The sequence below is a fragment of the Flavobacterium caseinilyticum genome (genome assembly GCF_004349085.1).
GTDB classification, from domain to species: domain Bacteria; phylum Bacteroidota; class Bacteroidia; order Flavobacteriales; family Flavobacteriaceae; genus Flavobacterium; species Flavobacterium caseinilyticum.
Map to the genome: position 1 here is coordinate 115,424 of NZ_SMFM01000006.1, position 15,145 is coordinate 130,568.

Genomic DNA, 15,145 nt, shown 5'->3' on the forward strand with positions numbered 1-15,145 from the left:
GTTACTTTTTTTAGTATCGCCTTTTTTTATACCTATTCGTTAAAAAAAGTTAAAGATTTACAGGTAAAAGGTTTGAGTTCAGTAACTTTAATCTTTTGATAATAACAACTACACAACACAATACTACTATAAAATGCCAAAAGATACATCTATAAAATCAGTTTTAATAATAGGCTCAGGTCCTATTGTTATTGGTCAAGCGTGCGAATTTGATTATGCGGGATCACAATCTGCCCGTTCTATTCGTGAAGAAGGAATTGAAGTTATTCTGATAAATTCGAATCCGGCAACAATTATGACGGATCCTTCTATGGCCGATCATATTTATCTGAAACCTTTGACGACCAAATCGATTATCGAAATCCTAAAAGCGCATCCCCAAATTGATGCTGTTTTACCTACAATGGGAGGACAAACCGCTTTAAACTTGTGTCTGGAAGCCGATGAAAAAGGTATTTGGGCTGATTTTGGAGTGAAATTAATTGGGGTTGATGTAAACGCCATCAATATTACCGAAGACAGAGAGCAGTTCAAACAATTGCTTAAAAAAATAGGTGTTCCATCTGCTCCTGCTGAAATATGTACGTCTTACCTTAGAGGTAAAGAAATTGCCCAAGAATTTGGTTTTCCGTTAGTAATCCGTCCTTCATTTACTTTAGGGGGAACCGGAGCTGCTATTGTTTATAAAAAAGAAGATTTCAACGAGCTTTTGACTCGTGGACTAGAGGCTTCACCCATTCACGAAGTCCTAATTGATAAGGCCTTAATGGGTTGGAAAGAATATGAATTGGAACTTTTGAGAGATAAAAATGACAATGTTGTTATTATTTGTTCGATCGAAAATATGGATCCAATGGGAATTCACACCGGAGATTCCATTACGGTTGCACCAGCAATGACTTTGTCTGATACGACTTTCCAAAAAATGCGTGATTACGCTATCTTGATGATGAGAAGCATCGGAAACTTTGCCGGAGGTTGTAATGTTCAGTTTGCCGTTTCACCTGACGATAAAGAAGACATTGTAGCCATTGAAATCAATCCTCGTGTATCTCGTTCTTCAGCTTTGGCATCAAAAGCAACGGGGTATCCTATTGCAAAAATTGCTTCTAAACTGGCTTTGGGGTACAACTTAGATGAATTGCAAAATCAAATTACCAAATCGACTTCGGCATTATTCGAACCGACTTTGGATTACGTGATTGTGAAAATACCACGTTGGAACTTCGATAAATTCGAAGGCGCTGACAGAACTTTGGGACTTCAAATGAAATCAGTAGGTGAAGTGATGGGAATTGGACGCTCGTTCCAAGAAGCCCTGCATAAAGCAACTCAATCATTGGAAATCAAAAGAAATGGTCTGGGTGCTGACGGAAAAGGATATACTAACTACGAACAAATTATCGAGAAACTGACTTTTGCGAGTTGGGATCGTGTATTTGTGATTTATGATGCAATCGCAATGGGAATTCCATTGAGTCGTATTCATGAAATCACTAAAATTGATATGTGGTTTTTGAAACAATACGAGGAATTGTATAGTTTGGAGAAGGAAATATCCAAATTTAATTTGGAAACTTTGCCAAGAGAATTGCTCTTAGAAGCCAAGCAAAAAGGTTTTGCTGACAGACAAATTGCCCACATGTTAGGTTGTTTGGAAAGCCAAATCCACAATTTGCGTTCCGAAAAGAACATCAATCGCGTGTTCAAATTGGTTGATACGTGCGCTGCTGAATTCAAGGCAATGACTCCCTTTTATTACTCGACTTTTGAGGCAGAAATCGAAAAAGCAAACGGAGAACGCTACGTTCACAACGAAAGTATTGTAACCGATAAAAAGAAAATAATTGTTCTTGGGTCAGGCCCAAATAGAATTGGACAGGGAATAGAGTTTGATTATTCATGTGTTCACGGTGTTTTGGCTGCTAAAGAATGTGGCTACGAAACCATCATGATCAACTGTAATCCGGAAACGGTTTCGACTGATTTTGACACAGCCGATAAATTGTATTTCGAACCGGTTTTCTGGGAACATATTTACGACATTATCCAACACGAAAAACCAGAAGGCGTAATTGTCCAATTAGGCGGACAAACGGCTTTGAAAATAGCTGAAAAGCTCGCTAAATACGGAATAAAAATTATTGGAACCAGCTTTGATGCTTTGGATTTAGCCGAAGATAGAGGACGTTTCTCAGAACTTTTAACCGATTTGAAAATTCCTTTTCCACAATTTGGAATTGCAGAAACGGCTGACGAAGCATCGGCTTTAGCGGATGTTTTAGATTTTCCGTTATTGATTCGTCCTTCATATGTGCTGGGTGGTCAGGGAATGAAAATTGTAATTAACAAACAAGAACTGGAAGAACACGTGATCAATTTATTGAAAACGATTCCAGGAAATAAATTGCTTTTAGACCATTATTTAGATGGTGCGATAGAAGCAGAAGCTGATGCGATTTGTGACGGAGAAAATGTGTACATCATAGGAATTATGGAGCACATCGAACCTTGCGGAGTGCATTCAGGCGATAGTAACGCCACTTTGCCACCGTTTAACTTAGGCGAATTTGTAATGCAACAGATTAAAGATCATACCAAAAATATTGCGTTGGCTTTGAGAACAGTTGGTTTAATCAACATTCAGTTTGCGATAAAAGATGATATTGTTTACATCATTGAAGCGAATCCTAGAGCGTCTCGTACCGTTCCATTTATTGCAAAAGCATACGGAGAACCATATGTGAACTATGCGACTAAAGTTATGTTAGGACACAATAAAGTTACCGATTTCACTTTCAACCCACAGTTGAAAGGATTTGCGATCAAGCAACCCGTTTTCTCTTTCAGCAAATTCCATAATGTGAACAAAGCATTAGGACCGGAAATGAAATCAACAGGAGAAAGCATCTTGTTTATTGATGATTTGAAAGACGATCAGTTCTACGAATTGTACTCCAGAAGAAAAATGTATTTGAGTAAATAAAAACTTGAATTTTTATATTGAAAAAGCCCCATTTTGAACATGCCCCAAATAGTGTCTAACTTTTTGGGGCATGTTCAAAGGGACTTTATAAATATCAAAACACTAAACTTATCTCTACTTTAATTTCTCCTTGAAAAAATCAATCGTTCGTGTCCAAGATAAAGTCGCGGCTTTTTCATCGTATCTGGGCGTAGTATTGTTATGAAAACCATGATTCACGCCTTCATAGAAGTAAGCAATATGTTCTACTTTGTTCTTTTTGAGTATAGCTTCAAAAGCGGGCCAGCCTTCATTTACTCGGGTGTCTAAACTGGCATAATGCGCCATGATTGGCGTTTTAATTTTGTCGGCCTCTTCAGCAGTGGGCTGTCCTCCATAATACGGGACCGCGGCACATAATTTTGGGATTTTGACCGCCATCATATTGGCAATCCAACCGCCAAAACAAAATCCTACCACACCAATATGACCATTGCAATCTTTGTGCGATTTTAGGTATTTGTAAGCTGCAATAAAGTCTTCTAGCATTTCTTCACGGGTACGTTTTTTTTGTAATTCCCTTCCCGCATCATCATTTCCGGGATAACCGCCCAAGGGAGATAAGGCATCGGGTGCCAATGTGATGAATCCTTCCACAGCGGCTCTTCGTCCTACATCTTCAATATATGGATTTAGTCCGCGGTTTTCATGTACCACTATGATTCCCGGCAGTTTCTTTTTGGCTACTGTTGGTTGTGATAAAAGTCCTTTGATTGTTCCGCCGCCTTTTGGAGAATCGTAGGTTATAAATTCTGATTTTAACCTTGGATCACCGGGTTTTATCAAAATGGAATCCACGTAATTAGGAGTCATAAAACTCAAAAGTGACGGCAGCGTGAGCGTTCCTACCGCAAATAACGATAGTTTTTCTACGAATCGTCTTCTGTCAATTTTGTTGTGGGCGTAATCATCGTATAAGTCAAATACTTCCTGACTGATATCTTCTTTGGTTAGTTGTTTCATAGCATTTTTTTTGATGCAACTAATTTAGGAAAAAAAGCCAGTTCTAATTTTAATTTGCTTCAAATTATTCCTCTTTTAAAAATTCAAATAATTCATCATCCTGAAGAATAGTTACTTTACTGCAGTGGGAAAGATGCGAAAAGAAATATGGCCTTTTAGAATTGAAGCAACCAATGTTCACTACTCGGAATTTTCCGGTACACTCTTGGCTACCTTCTGATGAATATCGGTTTATCAGATATCCTTGATTCATTGGTTGCAACCAAAACCAACTTCCTGCCACTTCACCACTTAACCATTGGCTGTCTTGCGGGATATTTTCCGGTCTTGTTGGTGCCGGCAGCGTGTTTTTTACGTTTTCTTTGGAATATGAAGTAGAATGATACTGCTGTTTTTCTGTACTATTAGTTACACTATTTTTGGGGATGGTGATTTTACCCGAAAGAAAGTCAACATTAGTTATCGGCATTGGTTTTAAAGGCCATAAATAGCGAAGTTTAAAACGGTATTTTAGTGCTGGTGTTCCCGCTAAAATTCCGTTTCTCACAAACCGGCAACAATTAATACCATTAAGGACAAATGGACCAAAAGGTATTGCGTCTTTGCTTTGCAGTTGTTTTATTTTGGATCTGGAAGAATCAATATTTACAGCACAATAAGAAGCATACAAGGGCCCTGCACCATAAGTGGTTTTGTTATTCTGTACTTCGTTCAATATTTCTTTAATATTCGCTATTTTATTATCGGCGAAATTTGCCTTTGTACGAATTTCAAGATTTGAATCGGTGGCAACGTCCCGAATCCGACCATGCTGAAAAGGAGCATGATATCTTCCACAATCAAAATAGGAGCAGTGTCCGGAAACAGCATCGACCAAAATCAATGAAGCATGGCCCACTTTGTATTGGAAGTTTTTATTATGACCTATCCATCGCATCGGTGTGTCATACCATGATCCAGGCTGTTTCCCGTTAAATTCAGGCCAGGCAATAGCAATTGCCATTCCGTTGAAGTTGCTCATTTTGAAAGATTTATTAAGGTTGTTTATTCCTTCTGGGACTTGGCATTGTCCTGAAAACAATATCCCAAATCGGCGTTGTAACACCAAAGGCCTGGTTGTCATTCTTATGATGGTGGACATGGTGATGTTTCCATAAATACCGGAATACATTCCTCGGAGGACGTCTGGTATGAATTAAATAATGTACCAAAAGATAGGAAGCATATCCAAACAAAAAACCGGGAAAAAAAAAGAAAGAATATTGTCCCATTACAATCCAATATATGAAAAAAAAGAAACCCGATAGTACTACAGCCAATGGCAGCGGTAACGCCAAACGCTCTTTATCTTGCGGTGTTGCGTGATGAATTCCGTGAATCTTGAATTGCCATTTTTCTGTGTTGGTGTATTCTCCTGAATGAAAAACGAATCGATGAATGAGATATTCTGCAAGGGTGAAAAATAGAAATCCTAAAATGAATATAATTAGTTCATTCATGATATTTAAGGGCACTTTGATCGAACTCACTGTAAACAATACTAACGCTGTAAAAGCTAATATGGCGATCACAATCAGTGCATTCGTGCGAGAGTATTTTTCTAATAAAGGATTATGAAAAAGCGGAATAGTTTTGTTTTTAGGTATCATATTTCTTTGTTTTTTTTGCTTCTAACACTGCAAATTAAGAATAGGGAATGTTTTGATTTTTGCTGACCACTGTTCTACAAAAGAATTTTTAATTCACTTGTTTTTCTTCAAAGTTCACCATCCAGTTCACCCCAAATTTATCAGTAAATGTGCCAAAATAGGCACCCCAAAATGTGTCTTCCATTGGCATTTCTACTTTTCCACCGGCAGAAAGCGCATGGAATAATTTATCGGCTTCCTCTTTGTTATCAGGATTCACCAGCAGCGAAAAATTATTTCCGAAAATAGTTTTTGTTCCAAATGATTCGAAGCTGTCACTTCCCATTATGGCTGTTTCTTTACTTATGGGAAGGGAAACATGCATTATTTTTTCTGCATCAGCAGGAGGACAGGTTTTGCCTTCCTGCATTGGCATTGCCTTGAATCTTTCAAAATAAGAAAATTGACCGCCAAAAACTGATTTGTAGAATAGAAATGCTTCTTCACAGTTCCCATTATAAGTGATATACGAATTTACTGTTACCATAACAATTGTATTTAAATAATTGTTTCCTTTATTTTTTCAAAATTTAGAATCGGAGTTATTCATTTTTTGTTATCAAATACCTTTTGTACCAGTCAATTGCCAAATCCGCGACTTCGATCAATTTCCCGGGCTCTTCAAATAGATGCGTGGCTCCCGAAACTATTTTCATCTCTTTTACAGATTCTAAACGTTCTAAAGCCATTTTATTCATTCCAATTACCGGGACATCGAGACCACCCACGATCAGAAGGGTAGGAGCGGTTACTTGCTGCAATTCGTTCATTGCTAAATCTGGGCGTCCGCCGCGGGAAACTACAGCTTTTATTTTTTCTTTAAAATGTGCAGCGGCCCGCAATGCCGATGCGGCGCCCGTACTTGCTCCGAAATAACCAATAGGAAGATCTTTACTGCTTTCGTATTCCGTGAGCCACTGCGTGGTTTCTATCAATCGTTCGCTCAGTAGATCAATACTGAATCTGTTCTCGTAGATTTCATCTTCCGCTTCAGTGAGTAGGTCAAGCAGAAGAGTTCCAATGTTTTTTTTCTGAATCATTTCCGCAACCATTCTGTTTCGCGAGCTAAATCTGCTACTGCCGCTTCCGTGCGAAAAAACAACTATTCCGGCAGCATTTTCCGGGATTACTAAATCTCCTTTCAGCGTAACTGCCGATAAAGCAATATCCATATCTAATTTTTCCATTATTTTTTATTTTTAAAAGTCATTTAAATTTTTCATTCGGTTATGGTTGGAACCGTTAATAACTCGATTACCTCTTCATCTTCCACTTGATTAAAATCCTCATAGAATCCTCCGACTCCGCTAAAATATTTAGAGGCAATCAGGTAAATAAATTCATCTGCTTTTTTTTCAAATACTGATACCGTTTCAAAAGGTAAAACAGGAACGGCAACGATTATTTTTACAGGATTTCTTTTTCTTAACATCTCTATACTGGCCAAAAGGGTATTTCCGGTTGCAATGCCGTCATCTACCAAGATTACATTTTTCCCCTTAATATCCACTGGCTTCTTATGGCCCATATACAATGCATACTTATCCTGCATCAATTTTCGCAACCGCACAGTTTCAGCTTTAATATATTCTGTAGGTATATTAGGATGCTCATCCAGTATCATCGAATCCATTGATAAGGCACCGATAGCAAATTCCTTATTATAAGGATGTCCAATTTTTTTGGAGATTGCAATATCTAATGGGAGATGTAAACTTTTTGCTATTACAAATCCAACAGGCACTCCACCGCGTGGAACAGCAAGAACGACACTGTTGCTGTCCTGATATTTTTTTAATTTTTCTGAAAGTAACAGACCGGCTTCAATTCTATCTTTTAGCATCTTGTTGTACATACCGTTTTGATTATAGAATATATAAAAATACAACATAAAGATACTGATTTTCAGTTAGTTTGCGTTTTAATAATTTTATTTTCTTTCTTTTTTAATTGAAGATTTGGCATTGAAAGTTCTTCGGTTTAATTAATAAAAATGCTTACTTGGATTATCGGTTTATCCACAATTTTAATCGATCTGATGAAATTGGCTTTGTGGCCAAGATGATTAGAAACTGCCCTTTATAGAAAATTAGTGTAGCGACTCTAAAGCGTAAAGCATGTTAGCAAGTGTGATCAGCTGAAAATAGTACGATTACAATAATTTATTGGACAATGTTGATGGTAAATTAAATGGATCTGGCAGCGTCAATTTAAAATAATACTGTAGTTTTTCAAATTATTTTTTATAATGTTAAATTAAAATTTTACATTTGTTTATTAAATTAGAGTAAATGATAAACAATGTCAAAAGTGTATTCAGTATAAAAGATCTGGAAAACATTTCAGGAATAAAAGCGCATACCATACGGATTTGGGAGAAAAGATACGATATACTTCAACCTATGCGTACCGAAACTAATATCAGGTTATACGATTTGGCAAGTTTGCAAAAACTGCTGAATATTACTTTGTTACATGACTACGGGTATAAAATTTCTAAAATTGCAACCTATCCTCAAGAAAAAATACCTGCACTTGTCAGAGAAATAATTTCCAATAAAACTGCTAAAAGCCATGCTATTAGCGAGTTTAAGATGGCGATGATGAACTTTGACCAAGAATTATTTTTCAATACTTATAATTGGTTAATTGCTGAAAAATCATTTAAAGAAGTGTTTCACGAGGTCTTCCTGCCGCTGCTGAATGAAATTGGATTATTATGGCAAGCGGAAACCATAACACCGGCGCATGAACATTTTATCAGTTATTTAATCAAACAAAAATTACTTACAAATACAGAAAAACTGCAGGTTTTAAAGCAAACGAAAACCGATAAAGTTTTTGTGCTTTCTCTTCCAATGAACGAAATCCACGAGTTGGGTCTAATGTATTTGCATTATGAAATTTTACTGAATGGTTACAAGGGAATCTATTTGGGCGAAAGCATGCCCATTGAAAATTTGAAGGATTTAAAAAATCATTTTGATTCCATTACTTATGTTACCTATCTTACAGTTCAACCGGAACGGTCAGTCATCAACGAATATGTTGAGAAAATGGCTCTGGAGCTGCTTGATGAAAATACCGAATTATGGTATTTAGGCAGATTAACAGAATTTATTAATACAGACGTTCTGTCGGATAAAGTTTCTATTTTTAATTCTATTGCAGAATTAGTAGATAAATTATAGGTTTCGTTTAAACATTTTGTATATTTGCTAAACAAATGAAAAAGAAAATTACAGTTATAGGTTCAGGTTTCTCCTCTTTGGCCGCCGCATGTTATTTGGCGAAAAGTGGCCATCAGGTCGAAGTTTATGAAAAAAATGCAACAATAGGCGGAAGAGCTCGACAATTAAAAAAAGACGGCTTCGTCTTTGATATGGGACCAAGCTGGTATTGGATGCCAGACGTCTTTGATCGTTTTTTTGCTGATTTTGATAAGAAAACAACCGATTATTACGAGCTCATTAAATTATCACCAGCCTATCGGGTGTATTACGGAATCGATGATTTCATAACAATTGCAGACAATTTACCTGATATTATATTCGCTTTTGAAGCTATCGAAAAGGGAAGCGGTAAAATTCTGAATGATTTTATGGCTGAGGCCAAAAGTAATTACGATATTGCCATCAAAGATTTGGTTTACCGTCCGGGAGTTTCTCCACTCGAATTGATAACTGTGGAAACAGCCATGAAAGTTGGACAATTTTTTAGCAATATCAGTAAAGATGTTCGCAAAAAATTTAAAAATGAAAGGCTAATCCAAATATTGGAATTTCCAGTATTGTTTCTTGGCGCAAAGCCATCAGACACGCCTTCGTTTTATAGTTTTATGAACTATGCTGATTTTGGTCTTGGAACCTGGCATCCTAAAACAGGAATGTTTGATGTGGTTCGTGGAATGGAAAGTTTAGCGCGAGAGCTGGGAGTGAAATTTCAAACTAATTCAAACATCGAGAAAATAATCGTCGAAAATAAAACTGCGGTAGCCCTCCAGGTCAACGGCGAAATTATTGCTTCAGATTTAATTTTGAGTGGTGCTGATTACCATCACACTGAAACTTTGTTGGATCAGGAACATAGAGCGTATTCAGAAAAATACTGGGACAGCAGAGTTTTTGCACCATCATCATTATTGTTTTATGTAGGTTTCAATAAAAAAATAGAAAATATTTCGCATCATGCATTATTTTTTGATGTCGATTTTTATCAGCATGCAAAAGATATTTACGATGAACCGCAATGGCCGAAAGAACCATTGTTTTACGCTAATTTTCCATCGTTAACTGACAAAACAGCCGCTCCGGAAGGAATGGAATCTGGCTTTTTCCTTGTGCCTTTAGCGCCAGGAATAAATGATACTGAAGCGCTGCGAGAAGAATATTTTGATAAAATAATGGATCGTTTTGAAACATTAACAAAGCAAAGTGTAAAAAATAATATTATATTTAAGCAATCATTCTGTAAAAATGATTTTGTGTCGGAGTACAATTCATACAAAGGCAATGCGTACGGTATGGCAAATACGTTGTTGCAAACAGCATTTTTGAGACCAAAGTTAAAAAGTAAAAAAGTTAAGAATTTATATTTCACCGGTCAATTGACTGTTCCGGGACCAGGAGTTCCGCCAGCATTAATTTCTGGAAAATTAGTGTCGGAATTAATTAATAAGCAATTTTCAGAACAATAGTATGAAGCAATTATTTGATGATGTATCTTTTAAATGTAGCAAGTTAGTTACAAAAAATTATAGCACCTCTTTCTCGCTGGCGGTTTACATGCTGTCGCCAAGTATAAGAGATGCCATATATAGTATTTATGGTTTTGTCCGTTTTGCAGATGAAATTGTAGATTCCTTTCATGGTTATGACAAGGAAAGTTTAATCGCTGAATTCGAGGATGACTACTATAAAGCGATTGACAGAGGAATAAGTTTAAATCCTATCCTGAATTCATTCCAGCAAATTGTCAAGGAATACAATATATCGGATGACCTCATTCAGGCGTTCTTAAGAAGCATGAAATTAGACCTAATCAAGTCCGATTATCATAGTAAAGCTGAATATGATGCGTATATCTATGGTTCTGCTGATGTGGTGGGATTGATGTGTCTCAAGGTTTTTGTTGCCGGAGATAACAAGAGATACGAGCAACTCAAAGACGAGGCCATGCGTTTAGGCTCTGCGTTTCAAAAAGTCAATTTCCTTCGTGATTTGAAGGATGATAATCTGGTCTTGAACCGTAATTATTTCCCTGGAGTCGATTTAAATTCCTTTGATGAAAATGCTAAAACGGCTATCATCAGTGAAATCGAAGAGGATTTCAAAATTGCTTATCAAGGGATTCTTAAACTGCCTATTGAAGCAAAATTTGGAGTTTACACAGCATTCGTGTACTATAAAAAGCTATTGAAAAAGCTTGAAAATACACCTTGCCATGAAATTGGAAATGCACGAATTCGGGTTTCCAATTATACAAAAGCGGGACTTTTGGCGCAATCTTTTGTGACTTATAAATTAAAACTGGTGTAAAACAGCAGCTATTTTAAAAGTATATTTAAATTTAATATAAAAAATAATGATTTTCTTTTTAATCTTTTTAGGTGTTTTCCTTTTAATGGAATGTGTGACCTGGCTTACACACAAGTATGTAATGCACGGGTCGATGTGGTATTTTCACGCCGATCATCACCAACCAAAATATGCGAACGTTTTCGAACGAAATGATATCTTTTTTGTCATTTTTGCGATCCCAAGCATTGTACTTTTTTATTTTGGTGTCGAAGGCGGTTTGAACTACAAATTCTTCATCGGACTTGGAATTATGTTTTACGGTCTTTGTTATTTCATGATCCACGATGTCCTGATTCACCAGCGATTTAAGTGGTTCAAACACACTAATAATAAGTATTTAGTAGGTTTGCGTAAAGCTCATAAAATACATCACAAACATTTGGGTAAGGAGCACGGAGAGTGTTTCGGAATGTTATTTGTGCCGTTCAAATACTACAAAATGTAAAGTTTAATTGGGGCGTGACCACGCTTTCACTAGCGTTACAGCGGGGTCGGGCTATCCGTTCCCGCTTTTTTTTGACTACCCTGTCAGGGTTCAAAACCCTGACAGGGTAGTCAAAAAAAGAGCTCCACTTTTATCCCTCACGCGAACCCAGTGTTCCATGACGGTATTTATCTTTAAAATACAAACATGAAAATTTACAAACAAGAAACCGTTCAACACGTAAATGCAACTGTTGAAGAATGTTGGGCTTTTTTTTCCAATCCGAAAAATCTTCAGAAAATCACACCAGAAGGAATGGGTTTTCAAATCACGGATTTCGATAATAAGTCCATGTATCCCGGGCAAATTATTCAATATAAGGTGACGCCACTTTTCGGGATTACTTTGTCCTGGATGACTGTAATTACTCAGGTAAAGGAAAATAGTTACTTCATAGACGAACAGCGTTTTGGTCCTTACAGTTTTTGGCACCACAAACATTTCTTTGAAGCGACACCAAACGGTACCAAAATGACGGATGTGGTTCACTACGGATTGCCGCTTGGCTTTTTGGGCCAGATCATGAATACACTCGTTGTTAAAAATAAATTGAAATCCATTTTCGAATATCGTGTTACTAAAGTGGACGAAATGTTTAATTCAAAGTAATGAGTAAACAAGAAGTTTCTGTTTTTTGGTTCCGACGCGACTTGCGTCTCGAAGATAATACTGGTTTATTTTGCGCTTTACAGTCTAAATATTCGGTAATACCATTGTTTATTTTTGATGATTCTATTTTAGACAGTTTACCAAAAAATGACGCCCGAGTAGGTTTCATTCATGAATCACTTTCGAAAATAAATACGGAACTTCAAGAAATAGGAAGTTCACTTTTAATCAAAAAAGGAAAAACTTCAGATGTTTGGCAATCTCTTTTACAAGAATTTGACGTTAAAGAAGTTTTCTTCAACAAAGATTACGAACCGTACGCGTTACAACGCGACACAACCCTTTGTGAAATTTTAGAAACAAATAAAACCCTTTCTTATTCTTTCAAAGACCAAGTTATTTTTGAAGAAAGAGAAATTACAAAAGCGGATGGATTGCCGTATACGGTTTATACTCCTTTTAAGAATAAATGGTTAGAAAAATACAAGTCATTGGCTCCGGTTCAGGAGTACGATACCGAATCACATTTTTCTAATTTCTATAAAAACAGTTTCGATTTTCCTACTTTAGAACAAATTGGTTTCGAAGAAAGTCCTATAAAAGTAAAGCCGCACAACTTAAAATTCATTGCAAATTATCAGGATATAAGAGATTTTCCAGCTATGGACAAAACTTCTTATCTGTCGCCTCATTTGCGTTTCGGAACCGTAAGCGTTCGGAAATTAGTCAATTGGGCATTTCATAAAAACGATGTCTTTTTGAGTGAATTGATCTGGAGAGAGTTCTTTATGCAAATCTTATTCAGTTTTCCAAAAGTAGTTACCCAAAACTTCAAATCGGCCTATGATGGGATCCAGTGGCGCAATAATGAAGAAGATTTCAAGCGTTGGTGTTCTGGTACAACCGGATACCCCATGGTTGATGCGGGAATGCGTCAACTCAATGAAACTGGCTATATGCACAATAGGGTTCGCATGGTGGTTGCCAGTTTTCTAATTAAACATTTAATGATTCAGTGGCAATGGGGTGAAGCCTATTTTGCTGAAAAATTATTAGACTATGATATGTCTGCCAATGTTGGCAACTGGCAGTGGGCAGCGGGAACCGGTTGTGATGCCGCACCTTATTTCCGTGTTTTCAATCCGGAAATACAGCAAAAGAAATTTGACGAAAAAGGAATTTACATTCGAAAATGGATCAAAGAATTTGATTTGGGATACGGTAAACCTATTGTAGATCATGCCATGGCGAGAGACAGGGCAATTGCGACTTACAAAGCCGGAATTTTGAAATGATTTATTTTAACATATAAGTCATTTAAGTTTTTATGTAGTTTAAAGAAAGACTTATATGACTTATATGTTTGTAAAATATTATTTTATCAGTTTTTTCAGCATTCCATTAAAGATAAATCCATGAAACGGCAAAACAGAATACCAGTATAATTTCCCCCAAATTCCTCTGGGTCTGAAAGTAGCTGCTTGATATAACGTATTTCCTATAATTTTGAATTCGAGCCAAGCTTCTCCTGGTAATTTCATTTCAGCAAATAAAATCAATTTCCCTTCTTCTTTATTGGCATACAAAACGCGCCAAAAATCTAAAGCATCGCCGGAATGAATGTCGTGACGGTTTGTCCTTCCTCTTCGGGAACCTACACCGCCATACAATTTGTCAATAAACCCCCGTAAACCCCACAGCCAATCGCCATAATACCAACCCGTATCACCACCGATGGACCAAATCCTGTTGACTGTATAATCACGGTCGATGATTTCCATTTTTCTGCGATCAATGAAGCAATCTTTTTTTGGAACCTTTAAATAGTCCGACATGTTGCTGCTAAAACGTCCGCTGATTAGAGAATCTTTCCAGCTCGAAGCTACTTTGTCTTCGTCTACTTTTATCAAAGCACGAGATAATGCTTGTTTGTAGGTCATTGGCGTTACATGCAATAAATCATTAATTCTGTTATCACTGCAAACGACTTCAACTTTCATACTGCTGACCAGTGCTGACGCGAGCCTGTAGGATGTTGAGGTGACAAAATACAACCAATAGGAGGATAATTTTGGTGTCATTATAGGAACCGTGAAAATCCATCGCTTTAGTTTTTTGGCTTCCGCAAAACCCAATAGCATTTCTTTATACGTTAAAATATCTGGTCCTCCAATATCAAAACTCTGATTATAAGTAATGGGATTTAACAATGATTTGGATAAAAATTCGAGAACATCCGGAATGGCAATCGGCTGGCATTTGGTGTTCAGCCATTTTGGGGCAATCATTATGGGAAGTTTATTCACTAAATCCCGAATGATCTCAAACGATGCGCTTCCAGAACCAACTATAATACCGGCTCGCAAGGTGGTTGTGGCAAAAGTTCCTGTATTTAAAATTTCTTCTACTTTTTTTCTCGACTTTAAATGTTTCGATAGCGATTTGTCATTAACAATTCCACTTAAATAAATAACCTGTTTGACATTAGTTTCATTCAGACGTTGCACAAAATTTAATGCCGACAGACTTTCTAATTCATCAAAATTTGAGGCTGATCCCGACATAGAATGAATCAGATAATAAGCAGCATCAATATCTACAGGAATAGCGGCCAGTGTTTCTCGATTGAGAAAGTCAACTTCAATTACGGCAACATTTTTTTGATATTCAACAGGACAATAAAACCTGTTTTTGTCTCTCACACAACAGATGATATCGTGTCCTTGATCTACCAAAAGTGGTAAAAGTCGCTTCCCGATATAACCTGTTGCACCTGTTAAGAGAATTTTCATGGAAA

14 protein-coding genes are annotated in these 15,145 nt (G+C 36.8%); 7 read left to right on the forward strand and 7 right to left on the reverse strand.

The window, feature by feature from the left end:
* Positions 1 to 133: 133 nt before the first annotated feature.
* A complete protein-coding gene (gene carB, locus E0F89_RS12650) occupies positions 134 to 2,986 on the forward strand; it encodes a carbamoyl-phosphate synthase large subunit (RefSeq protein ID WP_131910143.1) in 2,853 nt (950 codons plus the stop codon).
* Between the two features lie 114 nt (positions 2,987 to 3,100).
* Here carB and E0F89_RS12655 read toward each other — a convergent pair whose 3' ends face one another.
* The 6 genes from E0F89_RS12655 to E0F89_RS12680 all read right to left on the reverse strand — a co-directional run bounded on the left by E0F89_RS12655 (position 3,101) and on the right by E0F89_RS12680 (position 7,531).
* The gene (locus E0F89_RS12655; protein WP_131910144.1) at positions 3,101 to 3,988 is read right to left on the reverse strand and encodes a dienelactone hydrolase family protein; all 888 of its coding nucleotides are present in this window, start codon (positions 3,986 to 3,988) and stop codon (positions 3,101 to 3,103) included.
* A gap of 64 nt (positions 3,989 to 4,052) precedes the next feature.
* Positions 4,053 to 5,009 (reverse strand): DUF6695 family protein, encoded by a 957-nt coding sequence (locus E0F89_RS12660; protein WP_131910145.1) that lies wholly within the window; start codon positions 5,007 to 5,009, stop codon positions 4,053 to 4,055.
* Positions 5,010 to 5,022: 13 nt separating this feature from the next.
* Complete coding sequence (locus tag E0F89_RS12665) at positions 5,023 to 5,637, reverse strand: sterol desaturase family protein (RefSeq protein WP_131910146.1); 615 nt, start codon at positions 5,635 to 5,637, stop codon at positions 5,023 to 5,025.
* Positions 5,638 to 5,725: 88 nt separating this feature from the next.
* A complete protein-coding gene (locus E0F89_RS12670; RefSeq protein WP_131910147.1) occupies positions 5,726 to 6,163 on the reverse strand; it encodes a VOC family protein in 438 nt (145 codons plus the stop codon).
* A gap of 55 nt (positions 6,164 to 6,218) precedes the next feature.
* On the reverse strand, positions 6,219 to 6,863 hold the full coding sequence (locus E0F89_RS12675) for a dienelactone hydrolase family protein (protein WP_131910148.1): 645 nt from the start codon (positions 6,861 to 6,863) through the stop codon (positions 6,219 to 6,221).
* A 32-nt stretch (positions 6,864 to 6,895) separates the two neighbouring features.
* A complete protein-coding gene (locus E0F89_RS12680) occupies positions 6,896 to 7,531 on the reverse strand; it encodes a phosphoribosyltransferase (RefSeq protein ID WP_131910149.1) in 636 nt (211 codons plus the stop codon).
* A gap of 436 nt (positions 7,532 to 7,967) precedes the next feature.
* Between E0F89_RS12680 and E0F89_RS12685 the strand changes: the two genes are divergently transcribed.
* The 6 genes from E0F89_RS12685 to E0F89_RS12710 all read left to right on the forward strand — a co-directional run bounded on the left by E0F89_RS12685 (position 7,968) and on the right by E0F89_RS12710 (position 13,643).
* Positions 7,968 to 8,867: a MerR family transcriptional regulator gene (locus E0F89_RS12685; RefSeq protein WP_165930029.1), complete on the forward strand. Its 900-nt coding sequence runs from the start codon at positions 7,968 to 7,970 to the stop codon at positions 8,865 to 8,867.
* Positions 8,868 to 8,902: 35 nt separating this feature from the next.
* Positions 8,903 to 10,372 (forward strand): phytoene desaturase family protein, encoded by a 1,470-nt coding sequence (locus E0F89_RS12690; protein WP_131910150.1) that lies wholly within the window; start codon positions 8,903 to 8,905, stop codon positions 10,370 to 10,372.
* Position 10,373: 1 nt separating this feature from the next.
* Positions 10,374 to 11,213: a phytoene/squalene synthase family protein gene (locus E0F89_RS12695; protein ID WP_131910151.1), complete on the forward strand. Its 840-nt coding sequence runs from the start codon at positions 10,374 to 10,376 to the stop codon at positions 11,211 to 11,213.
* Between the two features lie 46 nt (positions 11,214 to 11,259).
* Complete coding sequence (locus E0F89_RS12700; protein ID WP_131910152.1) at positions 11,260 to 11,700, forward strand: sterol desaturase family protein; 441 nt, start codon at positions 11,260 to 11,262, stop codon at positions 11,698 to 11,700.
* A 186-nt stretch (positions 11,701 to 11,886) separates the two neighbouring features.
* On the forward strand, positions 11,887 to 12,348 hold the full coding sequence (locus tag E0F89_RS12705; RefSeq protein ID WP_131910153.1) for an SRPBCC family protein: 462 nt from the start codon (positions 11,887 to 11,889) through the stop codon (positions 12,346 to 12,348).
* Complete coding sequence (locus E0F89_RS12710; protein WP_131910154.1) at positions 12,348 to 13,643, forward strand: cryptochrome/photolyase family protein; 1,296 nt, start codon at positions 12,348 to 12,350, stop codon at positions 13,641 to 13,643. Before E0F89_RS12705 ends, E0F89_RS12710 begins: the two co-directional genes overlap by 1 nt.
* A 78-nt stretch (positions 13,644 to 13,721) precedes the next feature.
* On the opposite strand, the gene E0F89_RS12715 is transcribed toward E0F89_RS12710, so the two are convergent.
* Complete coding sequence (locus tag E0F89_RS12715) at positions 13,722 to 15,140, reverse strand: SDR family oxidoreductase (protein ID WP_131910155.1); 1,419 nt, start codon at positions 15,138 to 15,140, stop codon at positions 13,722 to 13,724.
* Positions 15,141 to 15,145: the final 5 nt, after the last annotated feature.

Coding starts and splice junctions, on each gene's coding strand:
- E0F89_RS12705 (WP_131910153.1), top strand. CDS start 11,887: ATGAAAATTTACAAACAAGAAACCGTTCAACACGTAAATGCAACTGTT.
- E0F89_RS12700 (WP_131910152.1), top strand. CDS start 11,260: ATGATTTTCTTTTTAATCTTTTTAGGTGTTTTCCTTTTAATGGAATGT.
- E0F89_RS12675 (WP_131910148.1), bottom strand. CDS start 6,863: ATGGAAAAATTAGATATGGATATTGCTTTATCGGCAGTTACGCTGAAA.
- E0F89_RS12670 (WP_131910147.1), bottom strand. CDS start 6,163: ATGGTAACAGTAAATTCGTATATCACTTATAATGGGAACTGTGAAGAA.
- E0F89_RS12655 (WP_131910144.1), bottom strand. CDS start 3,988: ATGAAACAACTAACCAAAGAAGATATCAGTCAGGAAGTATTTGACTTA.
- E0F89_RS12715 (WP_131910155.1), bottom strand. CDS start 15,140: ATGAAAATTCTCTTAACAGGTGCAACAGGTTATATCGGGAAGCGACTT.
- E0F89_RS12710 (WP_131910154.1), top strand. CDS start 12,348: ATGAGTAAACAAGAAGTTTCTGTTTTTTGGTTCCGACGCGACTTGCGT.
- carB (WP_131910143.1), top strand. CDS start 134: ATGCCAAAAGATACATCTATAAAATCAGTTTTAATAATAGGCTCAGGT.
- E0F89_RS12680 (WP_131910149.1), bottom strand. CDS start 7,531: ATGTACAACAAGATGCTAAAAGATAGAATTGAAGCCGGTCTGTTACTT.
- E0F89_RS12665 (WP_131910146.1), bottom strand. CDS start 5,637: ATGATACCTAAAAACAAAACTATTCCGCTTTTTCATAATCCTTTATTA.
- E0F89_RS12685 (WP_165930029.1), top strand. CDS start 7,968: ATGATAAACAATGTCAAAAGTGTATTCAGTATAAAAGATCTGGAAAAC.
- E0F89_RS12660 (WP_131910145.1), bottom strand. CDS start 5,009: ATGAGCAACTTCAACGGAATGGCAATTGCTATTGCCTGGCCTGAATTT.
- E0F89_RS12695 (WP_131910151.1), top strand. CDS start 10,374: ATGAAGCAATTATTTGATGATGTATCTTTTAAATGTAGCAAGTTAGTT.
- E0F89_RS12690 (WP_131910150.1), top strand. CDS start 8,903: ATGAAAAAGAAAATTACAGTTATAGGTTCAGGTTTCTCCTCTTTGGCC.